Here is a 23127-nt window from a genome sequence, read left to right as displayed (position 1 = left end):
GAAATGTCCACTGACGCTGGCCACGGCTTGGACAGCGTCAGGTTGCGAGAGATCTTTAGTGAAACCGGTCGTTCCGCTACCGGCCAAAAGCAGCCCGGCCGCAATGCGCCGCATGTCGACCCTAGGACCAGCTTGGCCGCTTCCTGAAAGCAGACATTGTCCTGCGACTACACTAGAGGTCCTGATAGCGCCAGCACTGAACCTCCACTACGCATCTGGTCGGTCGGCGAAAACATCGCACATATGCTCAAAGGCTCGTGCGACAGCGAGACGGGGTGGGGCGACCGCTGGGTCCTGCTCGGCTTCGACCACGAGCCACCCGCCATAGCCTTGATCCCTGACAAAGCGGGCAATTGGGAAGAAGTCTACGATCCCATCTCCCGGCACTGTGAAAACTCCCCTGCGCACACCGGCATTGAAGCTCAGATCGCCGGTACGGACTTCTTGCAGAACCGGCCTGCGGATATCCTTGAGGTGGATATGGTTGATACGGTCTCCAAAGCGCTCGATCAGTCGGACGTAGTCAAAGCCGGCTGCCACGGCGTGACCGGTGTCGAGCAGCAAGCCTGTCTCTGGTCCCACTTTGTCGAAGATTCCCGAGATCTCGTCGAATGTCTCGGCAACCATCATCAGATGATGATGGTACGCAAGTTTAAGATCGTACTCCTCGGCAAGACGCTTCGCGAACTCGGTCAACCGCGCAGCATACGCAGCCATGTCTGCCTTCGGCATGATTACTCGCTTTGACATCGGAACATCGAGCGGCGATCCCGGCGTCATCATCGCGACCTCGCCGTAAACCATCACTTTGCAATCCATCGCGTGCAGGAGGCCGGCATGGCTGGCGACCGCTTCCATTTCTTCGCCAACGCCATGTTCAGCTAGTTTTCCCGAATGCCAGCCGGACGCCAGGGCGAGACCATGGCTAGCAAGCAGCGGGCTCAGGGTGTTTGCATCTCGCGGAAACTTTCCCCCGAGCTCCACGCCATGATATCCAGCATCGGCGGCGTCACGCAGGCAGGTTTCCAGCGGTATATCCTCGCCAAGGTCTTCAAGAACGTCGTTCGCCCAGGACAGCGGACTGACGGCTAGTCGCACGTAGGGCGGCAGCAAGATATCAATCTGGGTCATTGCATTCCCTGCATAATGTTCGATTGGAACTGAGAGGCCTCGGCAGGACAACGTTCGCCGCGTCCCCGCTTGGCTCTGAGAAGTGGCTCAGGCAGAATTCCTGACGATGAGCTTTCCCGGCAGTGTGACAGTCTCAGGGGGCAGCCGCCCGGTTATCATCTCGATGACAACCTCAACCATTTCGTCCTTCGGCTGCTCGTATGTGGAAAGGCCATAGACCGATGCTCCGCCTAGCTCGTAATTGTCGAAGCCGATGACGGCCATGTCCTGCGGCACACGCAAGCCAAACTGCCCGCGGATTTCGTCAAGCGCGCCGATGGCCAGGATGTCGTTCTCGCACATGAGGACGTCGACCCTATCCTTGGCGTCCGTATTCTGAAGATAGTGGCGAACGGATTCTGCTCCGGCCTGCGCGCTATACCTTTCCGCCGATATCACCGCGGTCTCGTCTACACCCTTCTGTTTCCAGAAATCGATGAAATGATGCCGGCGCCTGAGCGCCGTGGAGAGGGCCGGCGCCCCAGCCATGAAGCCCGGACGCCGGTATCCCTTTTCATAAAGATGATCGACGATCTCCTTCAATGCCAGCTCGGCGTCACAGACAACGGCAGGCACGCCATCGATCTGGCTGTCCCTTGCCAGCACGAACATCGGCGGCATGCTCCGGCCCAGCCGCCTGTCATTCAACGTTTCGCTGCGAAAAGCAGTGCCGAACATGATGATGGCATCGACTTGGCGCTGATCCGCGTTGAGCAGGGCACGCACATGATCGAAGTGATTGTTGATGTTGATCAGCATGGCGACCAGCCCTTCAGCCTGCAGCCGATCGGTCAAAGTCTCCAGGAAGGGCAACTTCTGAGGGTTGGCAAAGTCGTCGACGAAGACCGCCACCTGATGCGTGAGATTGGTGGCCAAGCTGCGGGCGAGGAGGTTCGGCGAGTAGTTAAGCGCCGCTGCAGCCTGCAGAACCCTACGTTTGCTCTCCTCGGTAATCGATGCGCCCGGCGTGAACGCACGGATCACTGTCCATTTTGAGACGCCGGCCGCATCTGCCACGTTCTTCGCCGTTGCCCGCCTTCTCATGAAGCCTCCACAAAATGAAACGTCCATTCCATTTTCTGATTCCGTGAAATGAACGCTTGCTTTTAGCGTATCAAAAGCTATGATGCACGCGTTTGCACCCGGTAGCAAGCACTTTTGCACCCGGTAGCATTCGCTTTTTTGCCGCCTCAGGAGGAGACGGCAACGTTAGGAGGAGCAGATGAAATCCATTCTAAAGAGACTCGCAGTCGGTGCCGTCATCCTCGGTGCAGCAGCTTCAGTGGCCATCAGCGCCCGAGCTGAGGATATTTCCATTATCGCGGTCACCCACGGACAGGCGTCAGATCCATTCTGGTCCATCGTGAAGAACGGGATGATGCAGGCCGGGAAGGACAGCAATGTCAAAGTCGACTATCGCGCTCCGGAAACCTTCGACATGGTGGCAATGGGCCAACTGATCGAGGCTGCCGCTAATCAGAAGCCTGCCGGCATCGTCATCTCGGACCCTGACCCGGATGCGCTCGGTCCGGCAATCGAGAAGGCTGTCGCGGCCGGCATTCCGGTGATTTCGATGAATTCAGGCATCTCGGCGGCAGTGAAGCTCGGCATCAAGCTGCATGTTGGCCAGGACGAAGGCCCAGCGGGCATCAAGGTCGGCGAGAAATTGAAATCCCTCGGCCTGAAGCACGTTCTCTGCGTCAACCAGGAAGTGGGCAATGCCGCTCTCGACCAGCGTTGCGCCGGCACCGAAAAGGGTTTTGAGGGCGGCAAGGTGACCGTGCTGCCGACAACGGCCGATCCGGCCGAAATCGAAGCGAAGATCCAGGCCGCGCTCACATCCGATCCGTCGATCGACGTGGTGCTCGGTCTCTCGGCCCCGCTCGTCGGCGAGCGTGCGGTCGCAGTCGTCGAGAAGATGGGCGTCGGCGACAAGGTGAAGGTTGCCTCCTATGACCTGTCGGCGGGCTTCCTGAAGGCGGTTGCCGACGGCAAGGCTTTGTTCGCGGTCGATCAGCAGCCCTACCTGCAAGGCTATCTGCCGGTGACGTTCCTCGCGCTCTATGCCCGCTACGGTACGATCCCCGCTGGCAATGTGCCCTCCGGTCCGAGCTTCGTCGAGAAGGACACGGCCGCTTCCGTCATCGAGAAATCCTCCCAAGGCATCCGCTAATGCGAAGCTGCCGGCCCTCGCTTCGGCGGGGGCCACCTTTGCAAGTGCCGGAAGGCGGACCACGTCCGCCAGATTGGCATCTGGACCAAAATCGGGAGGAAAGAATAATGACTGCGACCACATCTCATTCCGATGAGCGGCTGAAGAAGGTCTCCACGATGACCGCGCTTCTGCGGCGACCCGAACTCGGCGCCGTTGCGGGCCTGGTGCTCGTATCAATCTTCTTCTTTTTCACCGCGAATCCGGCGATGTTCACGCTCGCCGGCATCATGAATTTCATGGCACCGGCCGCCCAACTCGGCATTCTTGCCACCGGCGCGGCTTTACTGATGATCGGCGGCGAATTTGATCTCTCGATCGGATCGATGGTGGCTTTTGCCGGGCTGGTCTTCGGCACCGCGCTCGTCGTTTGGCATGTGCCGCTCAGCGTTGCGATCCTGGTTGCCGTCGCCTTCGCCGTCTTCATCGGCGTCACCAACGCGCAGATCACGATCCGCACCGGCCTGCCGTCCTTCATCGTCACGCTGGCGTTTCTGTTCATCCTGCGCGGGCTGACCCTGGTCGGCCTAAAATGGGCGAGCGGCGGTTCCACCCAGCTTCGCGGCATGAAGGAGGCAGTCGCCGGCAGCCCGCTTGCGCCGTTCTTCTCGGGAGACGCTTTTTCTGGTCTGTTTTCATGGCTGGCCTCGAAGGGCATCATCGATGCATTCCCCAGCGGCGCTCCAAAGGTGCCGGGCATTCCCGTCGAGATCCTGTGGTTCATCGCGATCGCCCTTCTTGCAACATGGGTTCTGCTGCGGACGCGCTTTGGCAACTGGATTTTCGCCGCCGGCGGTGACCCCCGCGCTGCTCGCAAATCGGCCGTGCCGGTCGCAAGGGTAAAGACAACGCTCTTCGTAATCACCGCGCTCTGCGCCACTCTGGTTGCCATTCTCACTGTTCTGGATGCCGGTTCGACCGACGCCCGCCGCGGCTTCCAGAAGGAGTTCGAGGCGATCATCGCTGCCGTCATCGGCGGGTGCCTGCTGACCGGCGGCTATGGCTCGGCAATCGGCGCCTTCTTCGGATCGATCGTGTTCGGCATGGTTCTGATCGGACTGACCTACACCTCGATCGACCAGGATTGGTACCTCGTCTTTCTCGGCGGCATGCTGCTGGTCGCGGTGATTTTCAACAATGTCATTCGCAAGCGCGTAACGGGAGAACGCTGATGGCCACGTCCCAAACGCCCCTCATCGAGGTCAAAGACATCGTCAAGCATTTCGGTTCGGTCATTGCGCTCAACGGTGTGTCGATGAGCGTCAATGCGAACGAAGTGCTTTGCCTATTGGGGGACAACGGCGCTGGCAAGTCGACGCTGATCAACACGCTCGCCGGCGTGCACAAGCCGACGTCCGGACAATTCCTGGTCGAAGGCCAGCCGCGCCTGTTCTCGGGACCGCGCGATGCCCTCGATGCCGGCATCGCCACCGTGTATCAGGATCTTGCCATGATCCCGCTGATGTCGGTGACCCGCAACTTCTTCATGGGACGCGAGCCCGTGGTCGGTTTCGGACCTTTCAAACGCATGGATATGGAGCACGCCGACAACATCACACGGGACGAGATGCACAGGATCGGCATCGACGTGCGTGACCCTCAGCAGGCCGTTGGAACGCTTTCAGGCGGCGAGCGTCAGTGTGTTGCGATCGCCCGCGCGGTTTATTTCGGCGCCAAGGTCCTCATCCTGGACGAGCCGACGTCCGCTCTTGGCGTTGCCCAGACCTCCATGGTGCTGAAGTACATCGGCCAGGTCCGCAACAAGGGTCTCGGCGTGATCTTCATCACCCACAATGTCCGTCACGCCTATGCCGTCGGCGACCGCTTCACGGTGCTCAATCGCGGCAAGACGCTCGGCACTTATAGGAAAGATCAGATCGGCATCGACGAGCTCCAGAACCTGATGGCAGGCGGCAAGGAGCTGCAGTCGCTCTCAGAGGAACTCGGCGGAACGATCTGATCGAGAGCTTTTCACATGTCGGTGCGGCGCAATCGCGCCGCACCACCCGTCGTCATACCCAGAATACGAGAACCGCCAATGAGTGGATCCACAACCTCTCCTTTCCCCCTCGCAGCCTGCGCCGAGATGCTGTGGCGCGACAAGCCGATCGATTGGCGCGCCTCGCGCCTGAAGGAGATGGGCTTTGGTGTCGGTCTCTGGAATTGGCCGGAGCACGACCTCAATAAGCTGGAAGCAACTGGCGCGACCTTCACGATCATGAACGGCTACCTTGCCGGCCGTCTGACCGACGACGAAGGCGCGGCCGAACTGATCAGAACGGCCCGCGAGACTGCGCAGGTCGGCAAGCGGCTCGGTGTGCAGCGCCTCAACCTTCACGGTACCGGTCTGGGGGACAGGGGCCTCCCCGTCCAGCCCATCGAAGTGGTGACCGGTGCCATGTGGCTGAAGGCGCGCGACACACTCTGCCGCGTCGTCGAACTGGCCGAGAAGGAAGGGGTCACCTTCACGCTCGAGAACCTCAACCTGCCGGTCGACCATCCAGGTGTGCCCTTCGGGCGCGCTGAGGACACGCTGGCCCTGGTTTCGAACGTCAACCACCCGCGGCTGCGCCTGAACCTCGATCTCTACCACGCCCAGATCGGCGAGGGGAACCTGATTGAGCTTTGCCGCAAGTGCCTGCCGTGGATCGGCGAGATCCAGGTAGCGGACGTTCCGGGTCGCTGCGAACCGGGTACTGGCGAGATCAACTGGCGCGGGATTGCCACGGCCCTGAAGGCCATTGGCTATTCCGGCCCCGTCGGCATGGAAGCGTGGGCCGCCGGCGATCCCGAAGCCGCGCTGGGAGCCTTCCGCGACGCCTTCACCATCTGATTTACCACCAACCCATTCATAGGACCTCTCGAATGCCCAAACCCGTCAATGTCGGTCTCATCGGTGCCGGCCGCATCGGATCTTTCCACGGTGAGACTGTCGCACGCCGCCTGGTCGACGCCGATCTCATTGCCATCGCGGATCCGGCGCCAAACGCCGCAGCCAACCTCGCCGACAAACTTGACGTCGAAAGTGCGTACACGGATGTTGCTGACCTCCTTGCCCATCCGGGACTGGAGGCCGTGATCATCGCCACTCCAGCGCGGTTTCACACGAATGTCCTCGTGCAGGCAGCCGAGGCAGGCAAGGCGATTTTCTGCGAGAAGCCGATGGCATTGACCCTGGAAGATGCCGACCGGGCAATCGCCGCGGCGCGCTCGGCGGGCGTTCCGCTCCAGGTCGGCTTCAACCGGCGCTGGGATCAGGCCTTTGCTGAGGGGCGAGCAGCGATTGATGCCGGGAAAGTCGGGACGCCGCAGCTCCTTCGCTCTCTCACGCGCGATCCAGGCCCGTTCGGCGCCGATCCGGCGCGGATCCCACTCTGGACCATCTTCTACGAGACGCTCATCCACGACTTCGACACGCTGTTGTGGCTCAATCCGGGCGCGCAGCCGGTAGAGGTGTCTGCTGTAGCCGACGCTTTAGTGCGGCCGGATTTCAGGGAAAACGGCTTCCTTGACACAGCGGTAGTCACAGTCCGGTTCGACAACGGCTCCGTTGCCGTCGCCGAAGCAAACTTCTCGGCACTCTACGGCTATGACATCCGCGGCGAGGTCTTCGGCTCCGGCGGCATGGTGACCATGGGCGACGTTCGTCGCTCCAGCATGACGCTCTTCGACAAGAACGGCCTGTCGAACGATACCTGGCGCCGCGACACCGACCATTTCGTCCAAGGCTACACGGCGCAGCTCGCCTCGTTCGTTCGAGCCTCTCGTACCTGCAAAGTTGAAGGACCGACGGGCGAGGACGCGCGCAACGCTCTAAAAATTGCGCTTGCCTGCATCGAGTCCGTCTCGAAGAAGCAAGCCATTCCGCTGCGATAGAAGCTTCTGGAGCTACAGAGGAGTGTGGTCATGCACGAGGCCATCAAACGACCAAGCGACGTGAGCGAACTCAAAGGCATGATTGCCTCACGGACGATCACACTTCCAGAGCAGCAGGAACAAGTTGCTCGGATGGCACTGGCGAAGCCAGACGTGATAGCTTTTGGCACCGTCGGCTCGATCGCCGCCGAATGCTCCGTCTCGCCCTCTACGGTGGTGCGCGCCGCTACGGGCCTCGGTTTCGCCGATTTTCGAGACTTCAGGGTTTTTTTTCGGCTGCACCTACGGAAGGCAACAAGCCTGAAGGCTGGTTAGCTCCAACCAATGCAGGGATGGATCGGTCAGCGTCAGTCGTGCAGCATTGAAATTATTGAGGAATTTTGTCCGAGACGATACCAAATTGCGCATATTTTACTATATATTTCGATAGCTTATCTGAATTTTGGTAGCGGGAGAGCGCTCCAGTCTTTCAGCCCACTCATCAAGCTACCTGTTCCGGCTTCGCTGCTGCGGTTGGCGAAGCGAGCCCGTCCTCCCTATGAAATCTGGGTTAGGAGTGACTTGCCCTCCGAATGCGGAGATCACAGGTTCGACTCCTGCCGTGTGCCAGTTTCATCTTAAATATTAAATAGTCAGCGGCGGTAGTCAGATTCAGTCGCTGTCTGTCTTAGCCGCAAAATTTCAGGTGTGTTGCTGCTCGATAGGCTAGGGCACGGAAACTGTCTGTCGGCTGTTGGAAGCAATTCCTCCAAAGCGGTCGTTCCGTTTCCGGCCCCACTGCGGTCATTCTGGGACTGGCGGCGGATGAGTCCAGATATCGTTCAGACCGGCTTTTCGAGCCGCGGTCCTGTTCCCTTCAGCCAGCTACTCGTGTCGATCGGCATTAGGAATTCGAAGTCGTTGAGACTGTCCTCACCGTCGAGCCGATAGACGACGGCATCCGTTCCAATCCGGACAACAAGCGGCTGGAATTCCTCAGAGTGGATCGCCCACCAATAGCCCTCATGGACCGTAGTCGGATCGACCCTATAATCCGGATCGAGCAATTCCTCTTCCGTCAGCTTTCCCCTCTGCGGCCAGCGGCTGGTATCGACGCGCTGGAGCAGTTCAAATTCGCCGACATGGTAAGGCCAGTCGTCGCCCATACGTGACGCTCCTTGCCCACGTAAATCGATGATTTCTGGCCGTCGTCTTCTGGGTGAAAGCTGATCGCCCACCAGTAGCCGTTCTCTGTCTGCATGACTTCCTCCAATTCCTCTTCCAGCCGCGCGATCCGCGAGCGCCTATGGAAGCGCGTCCAGGAACACGCCGGACCGCCGCCCAAGGGCATGAAGCGGCCGGCAACGCAATGGGTGAAGCCGGGGCTGATCGGACATGTGAAGCACCTGCGCGGCGAGGATGACCTACGCCATGCCTCGCTACAGGATTTTCGGGAGGAAGGAACCTAATACCACTCGCCAGCTTCGCCGCAACGGGAGGATTATATTCCAAATTATATACGTGACAAAGCATGAGTGATTTGATACCCAAACCGGGACAGGCCGGCACTGAAAAGACTGAGAAAGTTTTGGTTACGCCCGAAATGATTGCGGCGGGCGAAAGCGTGCTTGTCGAGGACATAGGCATCTGTGGAGCAGATGTTGCCGGCGAAATTGCCGCTGCGGTTTTTCGCGCAATGTCTCAGGCGCAAACTCGCTAGTTTCATCTGGTTGATCCGTCATGTAGTCTCTACCCCGGCTTGGGGGCGGCGCATGGCAGGTCAAAATCGTACTCGCGAAGAACTGGTGCAGTTGTTCAAGGGGCAGACGAAGGCGCTAGAGGCGTCCTCGACAAATTTTGATACCGGTGAGGAATGGGAAGCCGAGAGGCTTTCGACAACCATTTTCAATCTGGTATTTGACGGCGGGCCACTTGTTTCCCTGTTAACCCGGCTTGGCGTGAAGGAGACTCTCAAGTTCGTGTCGTCGGGCAGAATGCCGACGGGTCTACCGCCGCCCTCCGTTGCGATGCCGTCGCTATTAATCATGCGGCGTGACAATGCCGGCTCTCGCTTCATTCCAAAGCTTGGAAATGGGCCGCCCCTCTATCGCCACGTTCCTTTTGATGACTGGTGGAAGAACGAACTGATCTACCAGGAGAAGGCGTCGGGGCAGTTGAATCGCATGCGTCTAGTTCTTGCCCTTCGCCATCAGGACGGCGGTAGTCACATAGGCAATCTTACTGATGGTGTGTATGTTCACCTCAAGAAAGGTGCCGGCTGGCAACTGAAACATGCCGACGGGAGAATTGAACCGGTTACAAATCTGATAGCTTCGTCCGTGCGGCAAGTGGCATGGGAACTGATGGAAACATTGAAGCAACTAAGTGGTGATCTCCAATGATGGGTGCCGACGAAAAAAGATTCAACGAGACGCTGAAGCGGATGCTGAAGACGCCGCCAAAGGCGCACGATAGCGACAAGGTTGCAAAGAGTCCGACCGAAAAGAAAAAGGCCAAGCCCGAACCAGCGCACGCCCAAAACCCAAAGAGCAACCGATAGCCTTGTTACTGGAAATGCTCTAGCATGCCCGTTGTATTGGGCTGAAAACGGGAGGGGTTTATGCAAGTCGATCGCTTTAGGCGAATGCTTCGTGAGTTTTCGCGGCAGTCTCGCAGCGGGCAAGTAGTGGCCAACACCACTAGGGGAAATGCCATTGCCAGCATCGCGGACCAATTGGAGCGTGAATTGGGAGCGTCAATCACAAATCGCGAGATTAAGAGCGATACTACCATTTCATTCTCTCCAGATAACTGCCCTTGCTGCGGCAAGTAAGTCTAAAAAATGACAGGACGCTACATCGTATATCCGTATCCTAAAGATGCGGAGCAACCCTACGACATTGCGTTTCAGCTCACGAAAGACGCAACGGAAGTCCCGAGCGAGCAAGGGATTCTGAAGCATCAAGCCGAACGCACGCTCATGGTCCTACGAGGAATGTTTCAGCCCAAGGATGCGCGCTTCCGAGGTTACTACGAGGAATTGTTGGGGCTTTCTCGATATGGGCTTGTCGGTGAGACTGCGCAGCCTGTTCTCGCCATGGGGACTCTGCAGAACCTGCAAGAGCGCGTCTTCGATACGGAGAAGGGACGAATGATCAGCGCGCACATGCAGAAAATCATCGGTTGGCTCTTCTTCATCCTGCTTGCGGTAGGGGTCGCCGGAACTCTCGCTGTCTGTGGAGTTAATTGGCTGATGGGGATTGATCAGGATCCAATCAAAAGCCATCTGCCATTGATCCTGGTGCTGCCTGGCCTTCTTGCTGGCCTCTCTTTTTCGTCTTTCTTGCGTTGCCGTGCTGTGACGTTCTTTGATCTGCATGCTATCGACGCTGATCGGTTCACGCCGCCAATGCGGGCAATCTTCGCACTGATACTTCTCTTCCTAACCGGCGCCTTCCTAAAGGCTGGCGTTTTCGAGATATCGATAGGCGAGGTTCACTTGTCGCAGTTCGATGCAAATGGCCTTTCCGCATTCATTTTTGGGGCCTTTGTTGGGTTTTCGCAGGAACCGCTTATCTCGCGCATTGAATCTATAAGCAAAGCAGCAGCGCCAAAGGACTAGCCTTGGCGGCGTTTTCTCCAGCGGATGAATGCCGCCGCCTTTTGCCTAGGCGTGACTGGCTTCACCAATCCGCCGATAGGTGAGGCGCTTGCCTTCGATCATGGCAAGCAACTGGTCGTGGCGCTCGGTGTCGGTGACGCCAAGAGCGGTGCGGCGATTGTAGCGGAAATCAAATTCCGACAGATAGCGGTGAAGATGGGCCTCGCCGCAATGCTGGTAGACGCCAACCATGCCGCGCTTGAAGACTGAGAACACGTTCTCAATCGTGTTCGAATGGATCGCCGCGCCGTCCTCATAACGGACGTATTCGCCAGCGGAATGATTGGTCGTCTTGTGTGAAGCGTATTCCTCGCCAGTCACGGTGTAGAGCTTCGACTGGTCGGTGTAGAGCGTCGAATTGCGGTCGGCATTGCGCACAAGGATATCGCGCACAACGGCCTTGGTGGCGTGCTGGACGTGAACCATGCGGGCTTTGCCGCCACGCTCGACAAGACCGATAACGGTGCGCTTCGGCTTCATCTTGCGCTTCAAGCGCGGCTGGCCTTTGCGCTTCGGTGAAAGGTAATCGCGGTCGACGCGACCAATGTAGGTTTCGTCAGCTTCAATGGTTTTGCCTTCGCCACCAAGCGGGCCAGCGGACTTAACGTCTTCCGCCATCGCCTCACGGATACGATGCGCCATGAACCAAGCGGTCTTGTAGGTGACGCCAAGCATACGGTGCAGCTGGTGAGCAGACATGCCTTTCTTGGACGAAGCCATGAGGAATGTCGCCAGAAGCCACTTGTTCAAGGCGATCTTGGAACGCTCGAAAACGGTGCCGACAGTGACAGTGAACTGCTCGCGGCATTCCATGCAGTTGTACAGGCCGGGACGATGCGCCTTGCCTACCATCTTGGTGATACGGTCGGGATTGGCATTGCCGCAATGCGGGCAGTTAGGACCATGCGGCCAACGCTGCGCTTCCAAATGGATGCGGGCTGCGTCGGCGTCTTGGAAGATTGGGCTGTCGAGTTTCATGGCTATCTGCTCCCTGCCATCTTTCTAGCAGATCGCCCGTACTTTGTCACGTATATAATTAGGATTATATTCCTCGCCTAGATCTCGCTGGCAATGGCTATTCGGGCAAGCCAGACTCATAATGCACGATTGCATAGATCGTGTTGTAGACGCTAACGGTCTCTTCCTCGATCTCGGTGCTGCTGATGCCGAGCGCCTTGGCGCCAGACGGCCAAAAAACCCGCTGCCGAGGGGGATGGCAGCGGGTTATTAAATAGCTCACTACCACGGGGGGAGGCGTGGGGTGAGCGCTGGGGTCAGGCGATCTGAATGGGAGGAAAAAGAACCGCCGACAGATGGAAACTAACCCCCGCAGTGCCTCGCCGCAATTGTGCGAAAGGTCTTGCTGCTTAAACGAAGGTTTAGGTTAGAATCGAACGGGGCGGGCTTTTTCATATCGGGCCATGTCGCCAACCATGTTGCTATCGCGATTTCCCGCAACCATTACCAATCGTTACAATTCAACGACTTATGTTGCTACACGTTACACGATCCTAGCAACATGGTTTTTCGCGGTTTTGGCAGCTAAGTGATTGAAATTGTTTGGCTGGGGAACCTGGATTCGAACCAGGACTAACGGAGTCAGAGTCCGTGGGTCTACCGTTAACCTATTCCCCAGCAGGCGCGGTCATGAACCGCGCGGGCCGAGCGGCCAAGCCGCTTGAGCGCTGCCTTGTAGCCGCCAGCGGAAAATAGTCAAGCCTGCTCGGCAGTTCAATTGCAACGTTTTGTCAGTCCGCTTTGTAAGTTGGTTCCACGCATTGCGTGGCCCGGCGGCGCCAAGTCCACCCGGCCTCAGCTCTCGCTTCGGCTGAACTGCGACCGTTCGAAGAACAGCACGATACCAAGGCCCAGAATCAGCGGGATGACCAGGTAGAACAGCCGGAACACCAGCAGTGCCGCCAGCACGCCCACCGGATCCATGTCGGACAGCCCCACCAGGAACACGACTTCGAACACGCCGAGCCCACCCGGCGCATGCGAGATCTGCGCGATCGAGAACGAGACCAGGAAAACGCCGAGGACGACAAAATAGCCGGGATTGTGGATCGATGGCAGGGCAAAGAAGATGATCGCGGTCGCCGCCAGCAGCTCGACCGGGCCGATCAGCAATTGTCGCGCGACGATCGGCAGCGCCGGATAGTGCAACTGGAAGCTGGCGATCTTCAGCGGGCGCAGATGCAGCCAGCTGCCGAATATGTAGGCGGCAACGAGCAGCAGCATCACGATCCCCGCCGCTTCCGACAGGCCGTGATGGGCGATGCCTGAAAATCGGTCGAGAATCTCAGGCTCGAAGACCAAGACGAGGCCGGACGCGAGAATCGTCGACAGCACGAAGGTGATCCAGCAGATCGCCACCAGCACGCCGACATCCTGGCCGGTCAGGCCCCTGGTGCCATAGGCGCGGTAGCGGATGACGGCGCCGGAGAACACCGAGCCGCCGATGTTGTGCGACAGCGCATAGGTGGTGAAGGAACAGAGCGTGACGAACAGCCACGACACTTTCTTGCCGATATGCAAGAGCGCGATGTGGTCGTAGCCGGCAAGCGAGGCATAGGCGACGACCGAACACAGCGCCGCGAGAATCCAGCGGCGGGCTGGAATCGCGGAAATGCCACCCCAGACATCGTCGAGCGAGATGCCGCGCAGTTCGTGCCAGAGCAGGAGCAGCGAGAAGATCACCGCCGCAATGCCGACGACCGGCCAGAAATAGCGTCTCCAGTTCATTGCCTGATTGCCATGCGTTGCGGGTCCGCTTCCTTTGCTGTCGAGAGGCCGGTTGCGCCGGATTCTTACGCTCATTTCAGAAATGCCTCATTGAAGCCGGCTATTCAACCGCGAACGGTTTGCGTTGCGGCGGCTGGCGGGAATTGTCTGCGTCGAGGGCGGCCCAACGGGACGCCAGCCGGCATTGCGCCTACCAATCGAGGCTTACCGGAACATTGCGTGGCGCGGCCTCAAAGGCGGTTCACGCGCCGAGCCGGCAAAATTGAGCGCGCGGCTCTTGGTGATCGGGCGCGGCACTGTTAGTCTGGCGGCAACTTAAAACACGCCAAAGCGCCTGCTGCGTCCGTCATCGGTTCGCGCGGCGCCGGAAGGAACGACAGTGGAAGACCGCGACACCGGCGCCGGCGCGCCGGAGGTGGGTGCGTCCAGCGCTTCCCCAGGGCCAGCAGGCTCATGGCGGCAAAGCCGGCCGACGGAGTCCCGCTCCGCCGACGGGCAGGCGGGCGACGCAACCCATAACCAGAAGGGCAAGCCCAAGAAGCGGCGCAAGCGAAGGCGCGGGCGCAAGGTTTTTGCGCGTGACGAGGCGCATCCCACAGCGAATCGATCGCCTGTTCCCGGCAATGCTACTTCGGCAGCCGGAGCGACGAAACTGCCCAATTCGGTGGTCTTGCCCGCCGTTGCGCCGGCACGGCACGAACCGGGCGCCCACCGGCCGCCGCTGCAGGAGCTTCCGGTGTTTGCTGCACTCGACCTCGGCACCAACAATTGCCGGCTGCTGGTTGCGGTGCCGACGCGGCATGGCCAGTTCCGCGTCATCGATGCCTTTTCGCGCATCGTCAGGCTGGGCGAGGGGCTCACAGCCAACGGCCGGCTCGGCCAGCCGGCGATGGACCGCGCGGTCGAGGCGCTGAAGATCTGCGGCGACAAATTGCGCAACCGCAAGATCAGAAAAGCCCGGCTGATCGCCACCGAGGCCTGCCGCTCGGCTGAAAACGGCGTCGAATTCCTCGATCGCGTCGAGCGCGAGGCCGGTCTGAAGCTCGAGATCATCGATCGCCAGACCGAAGCGCGGCTGGCGGTTTCCGGCTGCGGTTCGCTGGTCGAGCGCGACACGCAAGGCGTCGTCCTGTTCGACATTGGCGGTGGTTCGTCCGAAATCGCGCTGATCGACCTCCGCGGCCGCCGTTCGCCGCGGCTCGCCCACCATATCGTGTCGTGGACGTCACTGCCGGTCGGCGTCGTGTCGCTGGCCGAGCGTTTCGGGGGCCGCACCGTGACACGCGAGATCTTTACCGCCATGGTCGACGACGTCGCCGGCCGGTTGGCCAGCTTCGACGGTCGCGACCGCTTGAGCCATCTCAAGGCCAGCCCGAATTTCCACCTGCTCGGTACGTCGGGCACGGTGACGACGCTGGCCGGTGTCCACCTTGACCTCGAACGCTACGACCGCCGGCGGGTCGATGGGCTGTGGATGGACCGCGATAGCGTCGACCGCATGGTCGAAAAGCTGGTCGGCTGGGATTTCCAGCAGCGCTGCGCCAACCCTTGCATCGGGGCTGATCGCGCCGATCTGGTGCTGGCCGGCTGCGCTATCCTCGAAGCGATCCGTGCGGTATGGCCGTCAGAGCGGCTGCGTGTCGCCGACCGCGGCCTGCGCGAGGGCATATTGAGCGAACTGATGGCCGATGACGGCGTGTGGCGCAACGATGGACGTGGCAGAGCATGACCCCGAAAAGTGGGACCCGGTTTTTGGAAGAGATCATGCTCAAGCAAGAAGTCATGATCCCGAACCGAAGGACCGCGTCAGCGAAAAGTGGCGCCCGGTTTTCGGCAGAGATCATGCTCAGGCAAGAAATTAGGCAATGACCAAGAAACCGGAAAAACCAGGGTCTGCCAGCATTCGCGTGCTGAAGACGCGGATCAAGAAGAAGAGCGGCCTGAAGGAATCGTCGCGCCGCTGGCTGCAGCGCCACATCAACGACCCCTATGTCCAGCGCTCCAAGGCGGATGGCTATCGCTCGCGCGCGGCCTACAAGTTGATCGAGATCGACGACAAGCATCATCTGCTGAAACCCGGCATGAAGGTGATCGATCTGGGTGCTGCCCCCGGCGGCTGGTGCCAGGTTGCGGCGGCGCGCACGAAATCGACGGCCGACAAGCCGCATGTCGTCGGCATAGACTATCTGGAAATGGATGCCGTTCCCGGCGCACCGGTGCTGTTGATGGATTTCCTCGATCCGCTGGCGCCGCAGAAACTGGCCGAGGCGCTGGGCGGTGATCCGGATGTCGTGCTGTCCGACATGGCGGCGCCCACCACCGGCCACAAGAGAACCGACCATATCCGCACCATGCATCTGTGCGAGGTGGCGGCCGATTTCGCGCTGTCGGTCCTGAAGCCGGGCGGGCATTTCCTCGCCAAGACCTTCCAGGGCGGCGCCGAAAACGAACTGCTCTCCATGCTCAAGCGCAACTTCCGCTCGGTCCATCACGTCAAGCCGCCGGCGTCGCGCGACGAATCAGTCGAGCTCTATCTGTTGGCCAAGGATTTCAAGGGACGCACGGCGCCGGATGGTGCCCAAAGTGAAGGCGCTGAGCAGGAGCCATCCGAAGGCTGACGGCTGCCTTCCGGGCCCGGTCAATTGCCTGGCGGGCTCACTGGTTCCAGCGTCTTGGGCGTGCTCAGCCGGCCATGGCCGGAGACCGCGTTGCCGGCATCGGGAGCCAGCCGCACGAACGACAGCGCCGCCGCCGCTGATACGGCCGCGACGATGAAGAAGGCGATGTGGAAGTCGTCCAGCGAAAGCGGACCGCCATGGATTGACGTCGAAACTTCCAGGATGCCGCCGGCCAGTGCCACGCCGAGCGCGATCGAAAGCTGCTGGAAGACGGCTGTGATCGGCGTCGCCCTGCTGGTGTCTTCAGCCGAAACCTCGGCATAGGCAAGCGCATTGACGCCAGTGAAGAACATCGAGCGGATGAAGCCGCCGACCAGCAGCATGGCCAGCATCAGCAGATAGGGCGTGTCGGGTGTGAACAGCCCGTTGATGGCAATCGACGCCGCGGCGACCAGCGAGCCGACGACCAGCACGCGGCGGAAGCCGGCGACGCGGAAGATCAGCGCGGTGACGAATTTCATGCCGATGGCGCCGATCGCCGAGACGAAGGTGATCATGCCCGACTGAAAGGGCGTCAGCCCGAAGCCGATCTGGAACATCAGCGGCAGCAGGAACGGGACAGCGCCGATGCCGATGCGGAACAGTGAGCCGCCGAGCACTGAAGAGCGGAACACCTGGTTGCGGAACAACTCGAGCGCCAGCAGCGGATTCTTGGCGCGGCGCGCATGCAGCAAATAGAGTGCTCCCGACGCCAGGCCGACCGCCACCGTGATGATGCCGACGATCGGCGGCAGATATGGCAGGCTGACCACCGACAGGCCGAACACCACGCCGGATGCCGCCAGCCCGCTCAGCACGAAACCGATGAAATCAAGTGGTGGGTTCTGTGTCGGTTCGGTCTGCGGCAGGAAACGCGTCGCCAGCCAGATGCCGATCAGCCCGATCGGCACATTGATCAGGAAGATCCAGTGCCAGGTGAAATAGGTGGTGATGAAGCCGCCGATCGGCGGTCCGACCAGCGGCCCGACCAGCGCCGGAACGGTGAGCCAGGACATCGCCGCGACCAGTTCGCTTTTCGGCGTCGCGCGCACCAGCACCAGTCGCCCGACTGGCGTCATCATGGCGCCGCCAATGCCTTGCAGGAAACGCGAAACCACGAAAGCCGGCAGCGAACCGGAAAGGGCGCAGGCGATCGAGCCGACGATGAAGACCGCGATCGCGGCCCGAAAGACGTTCTTGGCGCCGAAGCGGTCGGCCATCCAGCCACTGATCGGAATGAAGATCGCCAGCGACACCAGATAGGCGGTCAGCGCCAGCTTGAGCGCGATCGGGCTGGTATGGATGTCGATGGCGATCGCCGGCAGCGACGTCGCGATGACGGTCGAATCCATGTTCTCCATGAAAAGTGCGACCGCCAGGATGAGCGGAATGGTGCGGTTCAAGGAACGCGTCCGAACTGAATGTTTCGTCGTCAATTGCTTGCCGACCTTGGGGGCGAGCCGACACGAAGGGCGGTTATCACGGCTTGGGGCCGATGTCGCATTAATTTGCTGTCACTTTTGTGCGACCGCCACCACAGATGGCGTCCTTCGGCGTCAAGTCACCTTTACGGGAGCGTGAAATCATCGGCTTTTCATCGGCGGCGGGACGTGTTACGAGCCAGCGCCAATCCTGAAAGGGAAGAAGACGAGTCGGCGCTGTCCATTCTGGTCAAGCGCTTTTTCTGTATTCCGAGGACTGGCCATGGCAAAAATCATCGAAACGTCCACCGGCGCACTGGCGCTTACCTTTGACGACGTGCTGCTGCAGCCCGGTCATTCGGAGGTGATGCCAGGCGAGACCGATGTCCGCACGCGCATTGCCGGCGACATCGACCTCAATGTGCCGATCCTGTCGGCGGCGATGGACACCGTCACCGAAGCGCGGCTTGCCATCGCCATGGCCCAGGCCGGCGGCATTGGCGTCATCCACCGCAATTTCTCGCCGGCCGAGCAGGCCGAGCAGGTTCGGCAGGTCAAGAAATTCGAATCCGGCATGGTGATCAATCCCGTCACCATCGGCCCCGACGCCACCCTTGCCGACGCGCTTTCGCTGATGCGCACCTATTCGATTTCGGGCATTCCGGTGGTCGAGAATGGCGGCACCGGCGGCCAGAAGATCGGTCGCCTGGTCGGCATCCTGACCAACCGCGACGTGCGCTTCGCGTCGGATCCCGCGCAGAAGGTCTACGAACTGATGACGCGTGAGAACCTGATCACGGTCAAGGAGAATGTCGACCAGGACGAGGCCAAGCGCCTCCTGCATCAGCACCGCATCGAAAAGCTGGTCGTCGTCGACAGCCGAGGCAATTGCGTCGGGCTGATCACCGTCAAGGACATCGAGAAGTCGCAGCTCAACCCGCACGCCACCAAGGATGCGCAGGGCCGCTTGCGCGCCGCCGCCGCCACCAGCGTCGGCGATGACGGTTTCGAGCGCGCCGAACGTCTCATCGATGCCGGCGTCGACCTTCTGGTCATCGACACCGCGCACGGCCATTCGCAGCGTGTGCTGGACGCGGTGACGCGCGCCAAGAAGCTCTCCAACTCGGTTCGCATCCTGGCCGGCAACGTCGCCACCGCCGAAGGCACGCAGGCGCTGATCGATGCCGGTGCGGATGCCGTCAAGGTCGGCATCGGCCCGGGCTCGATCTGCACCACCCGCATCGTCGCCGGCGTCGGTGTGCCGCAGCTTTCGGCCATCATGTCGGCGGTCGAGACGGCGCACAAATCAGGCGTCTCGGTGATCGCCGATGGCGGCATCAAATATTCCGGCGATCTGGCCAAGGCGCTCGCCGCCGGCGCCAGTGCAGCCATGATCGGCTCGCTGCTGGCCGGCACCGATGAAAGCCCGGGCGAGGTCTATCTGCACCAGGGCCGCTCCTTCAAGGCCTATCGCGGCATGGGTTCGGTCGGCGCCATGGCGCGCGGCTCCGCCGATCGCTACTTCCAGGCCGAGGTGCGCGACACGCTGAAACTGGTCCCGGAAGGCATCGAGGGGCAAGTTCCCTACAAAGGACCTGTGTCTGGCGTGCTGCACCAGCTTGCAGGCGGGCTGAAAGCCGCTATGGGTTATGTCGGCGGTCGCGACCTTGCCGATTTCCGCGAACGCGCCACTTTTGTACGCATATCCAACGCCGGACTTCGTGAAAGCCACGCCCATGACGTCACGATTACCCGCGAAAGCCCGAACTATCCCGGCGGAGCCTGATCCGTACGGGCTCTGGCGCAACCTGACCGCAACGATCCTGCGGCTGTCGCGCCACGCGGCCGCGCTTTGTTTCCTGACCGCGGCGGTTTTCATCGCCATGACGGTGCTGGAATTCTTCTATTTCCGCCAGTTGAGCGGCGGCCTGGCGTCGCTTGACATGCGCTTTCTCGGTTTCACGCCGGACGAAGGCATGGCCTGGCTGACGGCGCTCGGCCGGCGCGGCGGCGAGATCATTCTCGTCTGGCACTATCTGACCTTCGATTTGCTGTTCCCGGCGCTGTTGTCGGTGACACTGGTCAGCCTGATCCTGGCCACCGGCCGGCGATTGACGAATTTCCGCGTGTTGCCGGGACAGCTGCAGTCGATCTTCGCGCTGATTCTGGTGCTGCCCTACATGCTGGCCGATTATGCCCAGAACATCGCGGTGGCGAGCCTGCTGTCCGATTTCCTGTCGGCCAATCCGGATTCGCTGTCTCTCGCCTCGGCGCTGATCGTCACCAAATTCGCGCTTCTCGCCATCCCGCTGACCGTCATCGCCGCTTTCTGGCTGGCGGGCCAGAAACACCAGGCTTGACGACAGACAGGGCAGGGGCAGTTCATGAACCAGACCACGATCTTCTGGCCGATGCTGGCGCACGTGCTGCTGATCTACATCGTCTACATCGTCCTGGGTCACCGCAGACACGGCGCGGTCAGGTCAGGTGAAGCCAAGGCCGGTCAGTACAAGGTACGCTCGACCGAGCCGGCCTCCAGCATCACCGTTGCCAGCAATCTCATCAACCAGTTCGAGTTGCCGGTGCTGTTCTACGTGCTGTGCCTGACGCTGCACGTGACCAACGGCGTCAACTACCTGACCCTGGCGCTGATGTGGATTTTTGTCGCGTCACGCTATTTCCACGCCTGGGTCCACCTGACCAGCAACAATCTGCGCCTGCGCAGCCGCTCTTTCTTCCTCGGTGCGGGTGTGCTGGCGCTGGCCTGGATCTGGTTTGCGCTGCATCTGCTCGGAGCCGTATAGGGCCGCGCTGCCGGCCACGTTAGAGGTCGAAAACCGCGATCTTGCGCTTGTCGAACTTGAAGCCGATCTCGCCGCGCACCAGTTTCAGCGCGGCCTCGCCGAACACCGCGCGCCGCCAACCTTGCAGGGCGGGCACGTCGGCCTCCTCGCCCTCGGCCGCGATGCGGTCGATGTCGTCGCTGGAGGCCAGCACTTTCGAGGCGACGCCTTCCTTTTCGGCGACGATCCTGAGCAGCACTTTCAACAGTTCCGCCGCCGCGCTCGAGCCTTCGGGCGGCTGGAAGTTCTTCGGCAGCTTCGGCATCTGCTCCTTGGGCAAGGCCAGCGCGGCGTTGACCGCGCCTAGCAGGGCCGTGGCTGTCGAGGAGCGCTCCCAGCCTTTTGGGGTCGTGCGCAGCTTGCCAAGGGCCGCCGCGTCGCGCGGCGCCTGCTGTGCGACCTCGTAGATTGCATCGTCCTTGAGCACGCGGCCGCGTGGTACGTCGCGTTCTCGCGCCTCACGTTCGCGCCATGCGGCCACGGCCTGCACGATCGCCAGTTCCTGCGGTTTGCGCAGCCGCATCTTCAACCGCTTCCAGGCGTCCTCGGGATGCGGATCATAGGTCTCGCGCGAGGTCAGGACATCCATCTCCTCGTTCAGCCAGTGAGCGCGGTTTTCCCGCACCAACTCGGCGCTGAGGTGCTGGTAGACCTCGATCAGATGGGTGACGTCGGCCAGAGCATAGTCGAGCTGCTTGTCGGAAAGCGGCCGGTGGCGCCAGTCGGTGAAGCGCGATGACTTGTCGAGCCGCGCGCCGGTGATCCGCTGCACGAGCTGATCGTAGGAAACGCTGTCGCCGAAGCCGCAGACCATCGCCGCGACTTGCGTGTCGAACACCGGATGCGGAACGAGATCACCGAGATGGACGATGATTTCGATGTCCTGCCTCGCGGCGTGGAAGACTTTGACCACCGCCTCGTTGGCCATCAGCTTGAAGAATGGCGTCAGGTCGATCTCGGGCGACAGCGGATCGATCAGCGCCGTCACGCCGGGTGCGGCCATCTGAATCAGGCACAAGATCGGCCAAAAGGTCGTTTCTCGAATGAATTCGGTATCGACGGTGACGAAATCCGACTTTTCGAAAGCGGCGAGAACGGTCTCGAGTTCTTTCTGGGTGGTGATGACGTGCATCAAATCGCTTTTGACAGGAGTAAGGTCTTCCTAGATTTCAGCCGGAGGCGCTTTCGTCAAGCTTTGGCGCCATCGTCATGGGGTTTCCGGCCCATCGGAATCGCCGTTTCTTCTGGCCAGCCGTGCGAAAATCGTCGATGTGCGCAACAGCGCGGTGAACCGGCTGCGCTTGCCTGCCGGCACGCTGGACCGCGCCTGCATCCGGTAGAGGATGACGGCGATGAAGATCGCGTAGACGACGGCGCTGAACACGAACAGCGCGCTCGGTCCGAAATGCTGCATCGCCGTCGAGGCTGCGAACGGCCCGCCAATGGCACCGAAGGAATAGAACAACATCAAGGCGGCGTTGATCAGCACGAACTCGCCAGTGTCGGCGCGGTCGTTGGAATGCGCCGCCGACAGCGAATAGAGCGGCATGGCGAAACAGCCGAAGATGAAGATGATGACGAAGTTGAGCAGCGGATTGCTGCCGGCGATGAACACCAGCGCCAGTGCCGAGAGCATCGCGCAGCAGGTGGTCATCAACAGCACCCGGCGCCGGTCCCAGCGGTCGGAGAGGTAGCCGAGCGGATACTGGATGATGGCGCCGCCGAAGATGCCGACGCTGACGAAGGTGACGACATCGGCGACCGACATGCCGATCTGCTCGGCATAGACCGGCGACAATGTGCGAAAGGCGCTGTTGGTGACACCGACGGCCATGCAGCCGAAACAGCCCAGCGGCGAAATCCGCCAGACACGCGCCAGGTCGAGTTTGACGTCCTCGGGCGGCCTCGGGTTGGAGCGGTCGCCGAGCGAGACCGGCACCAGCGAGAGCGTGATCATGATCGACATGATGGCGAAGATGGTGAAGCCGCCGGCGCCGAAGACCGGGATCAGGAACTGGGCGCCGGTCACCGAACCGGTGTCGACCATCCTGTAGATCGCCAGCACGCGCGCCCTGTCGTTGTTGCTGACGCCGGAATTCAGCCAGCTTTCGACGATGGTGAACAGCCCGGCAAAGCAGAACCCGCCGGCAAAGCGCACCGCGCACCACATTACCGGATCGAGAACCAGCACCAGCAGCAGGGTGCCGACCGAGGCGATTGCCGCCAGTGCCGAAAAGGCCCTGATATGGCCGACCGCCTTCAAGATGCGGGTGATGGCCAGGCAGCCGAGCAGGAAGCCGGCGAAATAGAAGGTGCCCATCAGACCGATGTCGGAGGCGGAAAACCCTTCCTGCGCACCGCGTAGCGCGATCAGCGTGCTCTGCAGCCCATTGCCGCCAAGCAGGATGCCGGCGGCGAGCAGAAGCGGGATCAGCGGGCGGATGGAGGACATGAAGGAAAACAACCGCTTGTCGTTGATCCTTCTTGAACCATCGCTTCCGTCAATGCCAGCGGCAATTCCAGCGAAGCCCGGGCGCGCGGACAACCGGGTTGCAAAAAAAGG

The 23127-nt window shown here is 60.8% G+C and carries 24 protein-coding genes and 1 tRNA gene; 16 read left to right on the top strand and 9 right to left on the bottom strand.

Translation table 11 applies throughout. From position 1 onward, the window contains the following. Positions 1–207 precede the first annotated feature (207 nt). Complete coding sequence (gene iolE / locus HNQ71_RS02005) at positions 208–1131, bottom strand: myo-inosose-2 dehydratase (RefSeq protein WP_184870936.1); 924 nt, start codon at positions 1129–1131, stop codon at positions 208–210. Between the two features lie 87 nt (positions 1132–1218). Further along, positions 1219–2214 carry a LacI family DNA-binding transcriptional regulator gene (locus HNQ71_RS02000; RefSeq protein ID WP_184872203.1) on the bottom strand — a complete coding sequence of 332 codons (996 nt, stop codon included), beginning with the start codon at positions 2212–2214 and terminating at the stop codon, positions 1219–1221. Between the two features lie 178 nt (positions 2215–2392). Between HNQ71_RS02000 and HNQ71_RS01995 the strand changes: the two genes are divergently transcribed. From HNQ71_RS01995 to HNQ71_RS01970, 6 genes are all read left to right on the top strand, one after another. Then, positions 2393–3343, top strand: coding sequence for a sugar ABC transporter substrate-binding protein (locus HNQ71_RS01995; RefSeq protein WP_184870935.1), 951 nt, complete (start codon positions 2393–2395; stop codon positions 3341–3343). A 107-nt stretch (positions 3344–3450) separates the two neighbouring features. Continuing rightward, complete coding sequence (locus HNQ71_RS01990; protein ID WP_184870934.1) at positions 3451–4554, top strand: ABC transporter permease; 1104 nt, start codon at positions 3451–3453, stop codon at positions 4552–4554. Next, positions 4554–5342 carry an ATP-binding cassette domain-containing protein gene (locus tag HNQ71_RS01985; protein WP_184870933.1) on the top strand — a complete coding sequence of 263 codons (789 nt, stop codon included), beginning with the start codon at positions 4554–4556 and terminating at the stop codon, positions 5340–5342. Before HNQ71_RS01990 ends, HNQ71_RS01985 begins: the two co-directional genes overlap by 1 nt. A gap of 78 nt (positions 5343–5420) precedes the next feature. Then, a complete protein-coding gene (locus HNQ71_RS01980) occupies positions 5421–6215 on the top strand; it encodes a hydroxypyruvate isomerase family protein (RefSeq protein WP_184872202.1) in 795 nt (264 codons plus the stop codon). Between the two features lie 32 nt (positions 6216–6247). Continuing rightward, the gene (locus tag HNQ71_RS01975; RefSeq protein WP_184870932.1) at positions 6248–7258 is read left to right on the top strand and encodes a Gfo/Idh/MocA family oxidoreductase; all 1011 of its coding nucleotides are present in this window, start codon (positions 6248–6250) and stop codon (positions 7256–7258) included. A gap of 30 nt (positions 7259–7288) precedes the next feature. After that, entirely contained in the window at positions 7289–7573 is a 285-nt protein-coding gene (locus HNQ71_RS01970; RefSeq protein ID WP_210333724.1) for a MurR/RpiR family transcriptional regulator, read from the top strand. A gap of 506 nt (positions 7574–8079) precedes the next feature. On the opposite strand, the gene HNQ71_RS01965 is transcribed toward HNQ71_RS01970, so the two are convergent. After that, a complete protein-coding gene (locus tag HNQ71_RS01965) occupies positions 8080–8403 on the bottom strand; it encodes a hypothetical protein (RefSeq protein ID WP_184870930.1) in 324 nt (107 codons plus the stop codon). A gap of 93 nt (positions 8404–8496) precedes the next feature. On the opposite strand from HNQ71_RS01965, the gene HNQ71_RS01960 reads away from it, so the two are divergent. From HNQ71_RS01960 to HNQ71_RS01940, 5 genes are all read left to right on the top strand, one after another. After that, entirely contained in the window at positions 8497–8706 is a 210-nt protein-coding gene (locus HNQ71_RS01960) for a hypothetical protein (protein WP_246461148.1), read from the top strand. A 62-nt stretch (positions 8707–8768) separates the two neighbouring features. Continuing rightward, positions 8769–8957 carry a hypothetical protein gene (locus HNQ71_RS01955; protein WP_184870929.1) on the top strand — a complete coding sequence of 63 codons (189 nt, stop codon included), beginning with the start codon at positions 8769–8771 and terminating at the stop codon, positions 8955–8957. Between the two features lie 52 nt (positions 8958–9009). Next, positions 9010–9639, top strand: a complete 630-nt coding sequence (locus HNQ71_RS01950; RefSeq protein ID WP_184870928.1) for a hypothetical protein — start codon at positions 9010–9012, stop codon at positions 9637–9639. Beyond that, complete coding sequence (locus tag HNQ71_RS01945; protein WP_184870927.1) at positions 9636–9797, top strand: hypothetical protein; 162 nt, start codon at positions 9636–9638, stop codon at positions 9795–9797. The genes HNQ71_RS01950 and HNQ71_RS01945 overlap by 4 nt, the downstream gene beginning before the upstream one ends. A gap of 282 nt (positions 9798–10079) precedes the next feature. Next, positions 10080–10859, top strand: coding sequence for a hypothetical protein (locus tag HNQ71_RS01940; RefSeq protein ID WP_184870926.1), 780 nt, complete (start codon positions 10080–10082; stop codon positions 10857–10859). A 45-nt stretch (positions 10860–10904) separates the two neighbouring features. Here HNQ71_RS01940 and HNQ71_RS01935 read toward each other — a convergent pair whose 3' ends face one another. The 3 genes from HNQ71_RS01935 to HNQ71_RS01925 all read right to left on the bottom strand — a co-directional run bounded on the left by HNQ71_RS01935 (position 10905) and on the right by HNQ71_RS01925 (position 13643). Continuing rightward, positions 10905–11876 carry an IS1595 family transposase gene (locus HNQ71_RS01935; protein WP_184870925.1) on the bottom strand — a complete coding sequence of 324 codons (972 nt, stop codon included), beginning with the start codon at positions 11874–11876 and terminating at the stop codon, positions 10905–10907. Positions 11877–12459: 583 nt separating this feature from the next. Continuing rightward, positions 12460–12533 (bottom strand) — tRNA-Gln (locus HNQ71_RS01930). A gap of 177 nt (positions 12534–12710) precedes the next feature. Then, complete coding sequence (locus HNQ71_RS01925; protein WP_184870924.1) at positions 12711–13643, bottom strand: lysylphosphatidylglycerol synthase domain-containing protein; 933 nt, start codon at positions 13641–13643, stop codon at positions 12711–12713. Between the two features lie 379 nt (positions 13644–14022). Between HNQ71_RS01925 and HNQ71_RS01920 the strand changes: the two genes are divergently transcribed. Then, a complete protein-coding gene (locus HNQ71_RS01920) occupies positions 14023–15372 on the top strand; it encodes a Ppx/GppA phosphatase family protein (protein ID WP_184870923.1) in 1350 nt (449 codons plus the stop codon). Between the two features lie 136 nt (positions 15373–15508). Continuing rightward, positions 15509–16261: an RlmE family RNA methyltransferase gene (locus tag HNQ71_RS01915; protein ID WP_184870922.1), complete on the top strand. Its 753-nt coding sequence runs from the start codon at positions 15509–15511 to the stop codon at positions 16259–16261. 20 nt (positions 16262–16281) lie between these two features. On the opposite strand, the gene HNQ71_RS01910 is transcribed toward HNQ71_RS01915, so the two are convergent. Next, positions 16282–17703: an MFS transporter gene (locus HNQ71_RS01910; RefSeq protein ID WP_184870921.1), complete on the bottom strand. Its 1422-nt coding sequence runs from the start codon at positions 17701–17703 to the stop codon at positions 16282–16284. Between the two features lie 301 nt (positions 17704–18004). Between HNQ71_RS01910 and guaB the strand changes: the two genes are divergently transcribed. The 3 genes from guaB to HNQ71_RS01895 are packed head-to-tail and all read left to right on the top strand — an operon-like array spanning position 18005 to position 20525. After that, complete coding sequence (gene guaB / locus HNQ71_RS01905; RefSeq protein WP_184870920.1) at positions 18005–19507, top strand: IMP dehydrogenase; 1503 nt, start codon at positions 18005–18007, stop codon at positions 19505–19507. Continuing rightward, positions 19458–20081, top strand: coding sequence for a hypothetical protein (locus HNQ71_RS01900; RefSeq protein WP_246461146.1), 624 nt, complete (start codon positions 19458–19460; stop codon positions 20079–20081). Before guaB ends, HNQ71_RS01900 begins: the two co-directional genes overlap by 50 nt. Before the next feature lie 24 nt (positions 20082–20105). Beyond that, on the top strand, positions 20106–20525 hold the full coding sequence (locus tag HNQ71_RS01895) for an MAPEG family protein (RefSeq protein ID WP_184870919.1): 420 nt from the start codon (positions 20106–20108) through the stop codon (positions 20523–20525). 19 nt (positions 20526–20544) lie between these two features. Here HNQ71_RS01895 and rnd read toward each other — a convergent pair whose 3' ends face one another. Beyond that, on the bottom strand, positions 20545–21696 hold the full coding sequence (gene rnd, locus HNQ71_RS01890; RefSeq protein ID WP_184870918.1) for a ribonuclease D: 1152 nt from the start codon (positions 21694–21696) through the stop codon (positions 20545–20547). Positions 21697–21771: 75 nt separating this feature from the next. Then, positions 21772–23016, bottom strand: coding sequence for an MFS transporter (locus HNQ71_RS01885; protein ID WP_184870917.1), 1245 nt, complete (start codon positions 23014–23016; stop codon positions 21772–21774). Positions 23017–23127 lie beyond the last annotated feature (111 nt).

Origin of the sequence: Mesorhizobium sangaii (assembly GCF_014207355.1) — a bacterium.
In the GTDB taxonomy this organism is placed as follows: Bacteria; Pseudomonadota; Alphaproteobacteria; order Rhizobiales; family Rhizobiaceae; genus Mesorhizobium; species Mesorhizobium sangaii.
The sequence above is the reverse complement of the archived record's forward strand: the minus strand, read 5'-3'. Positions and strand labels throughout refer to the sequence as shown.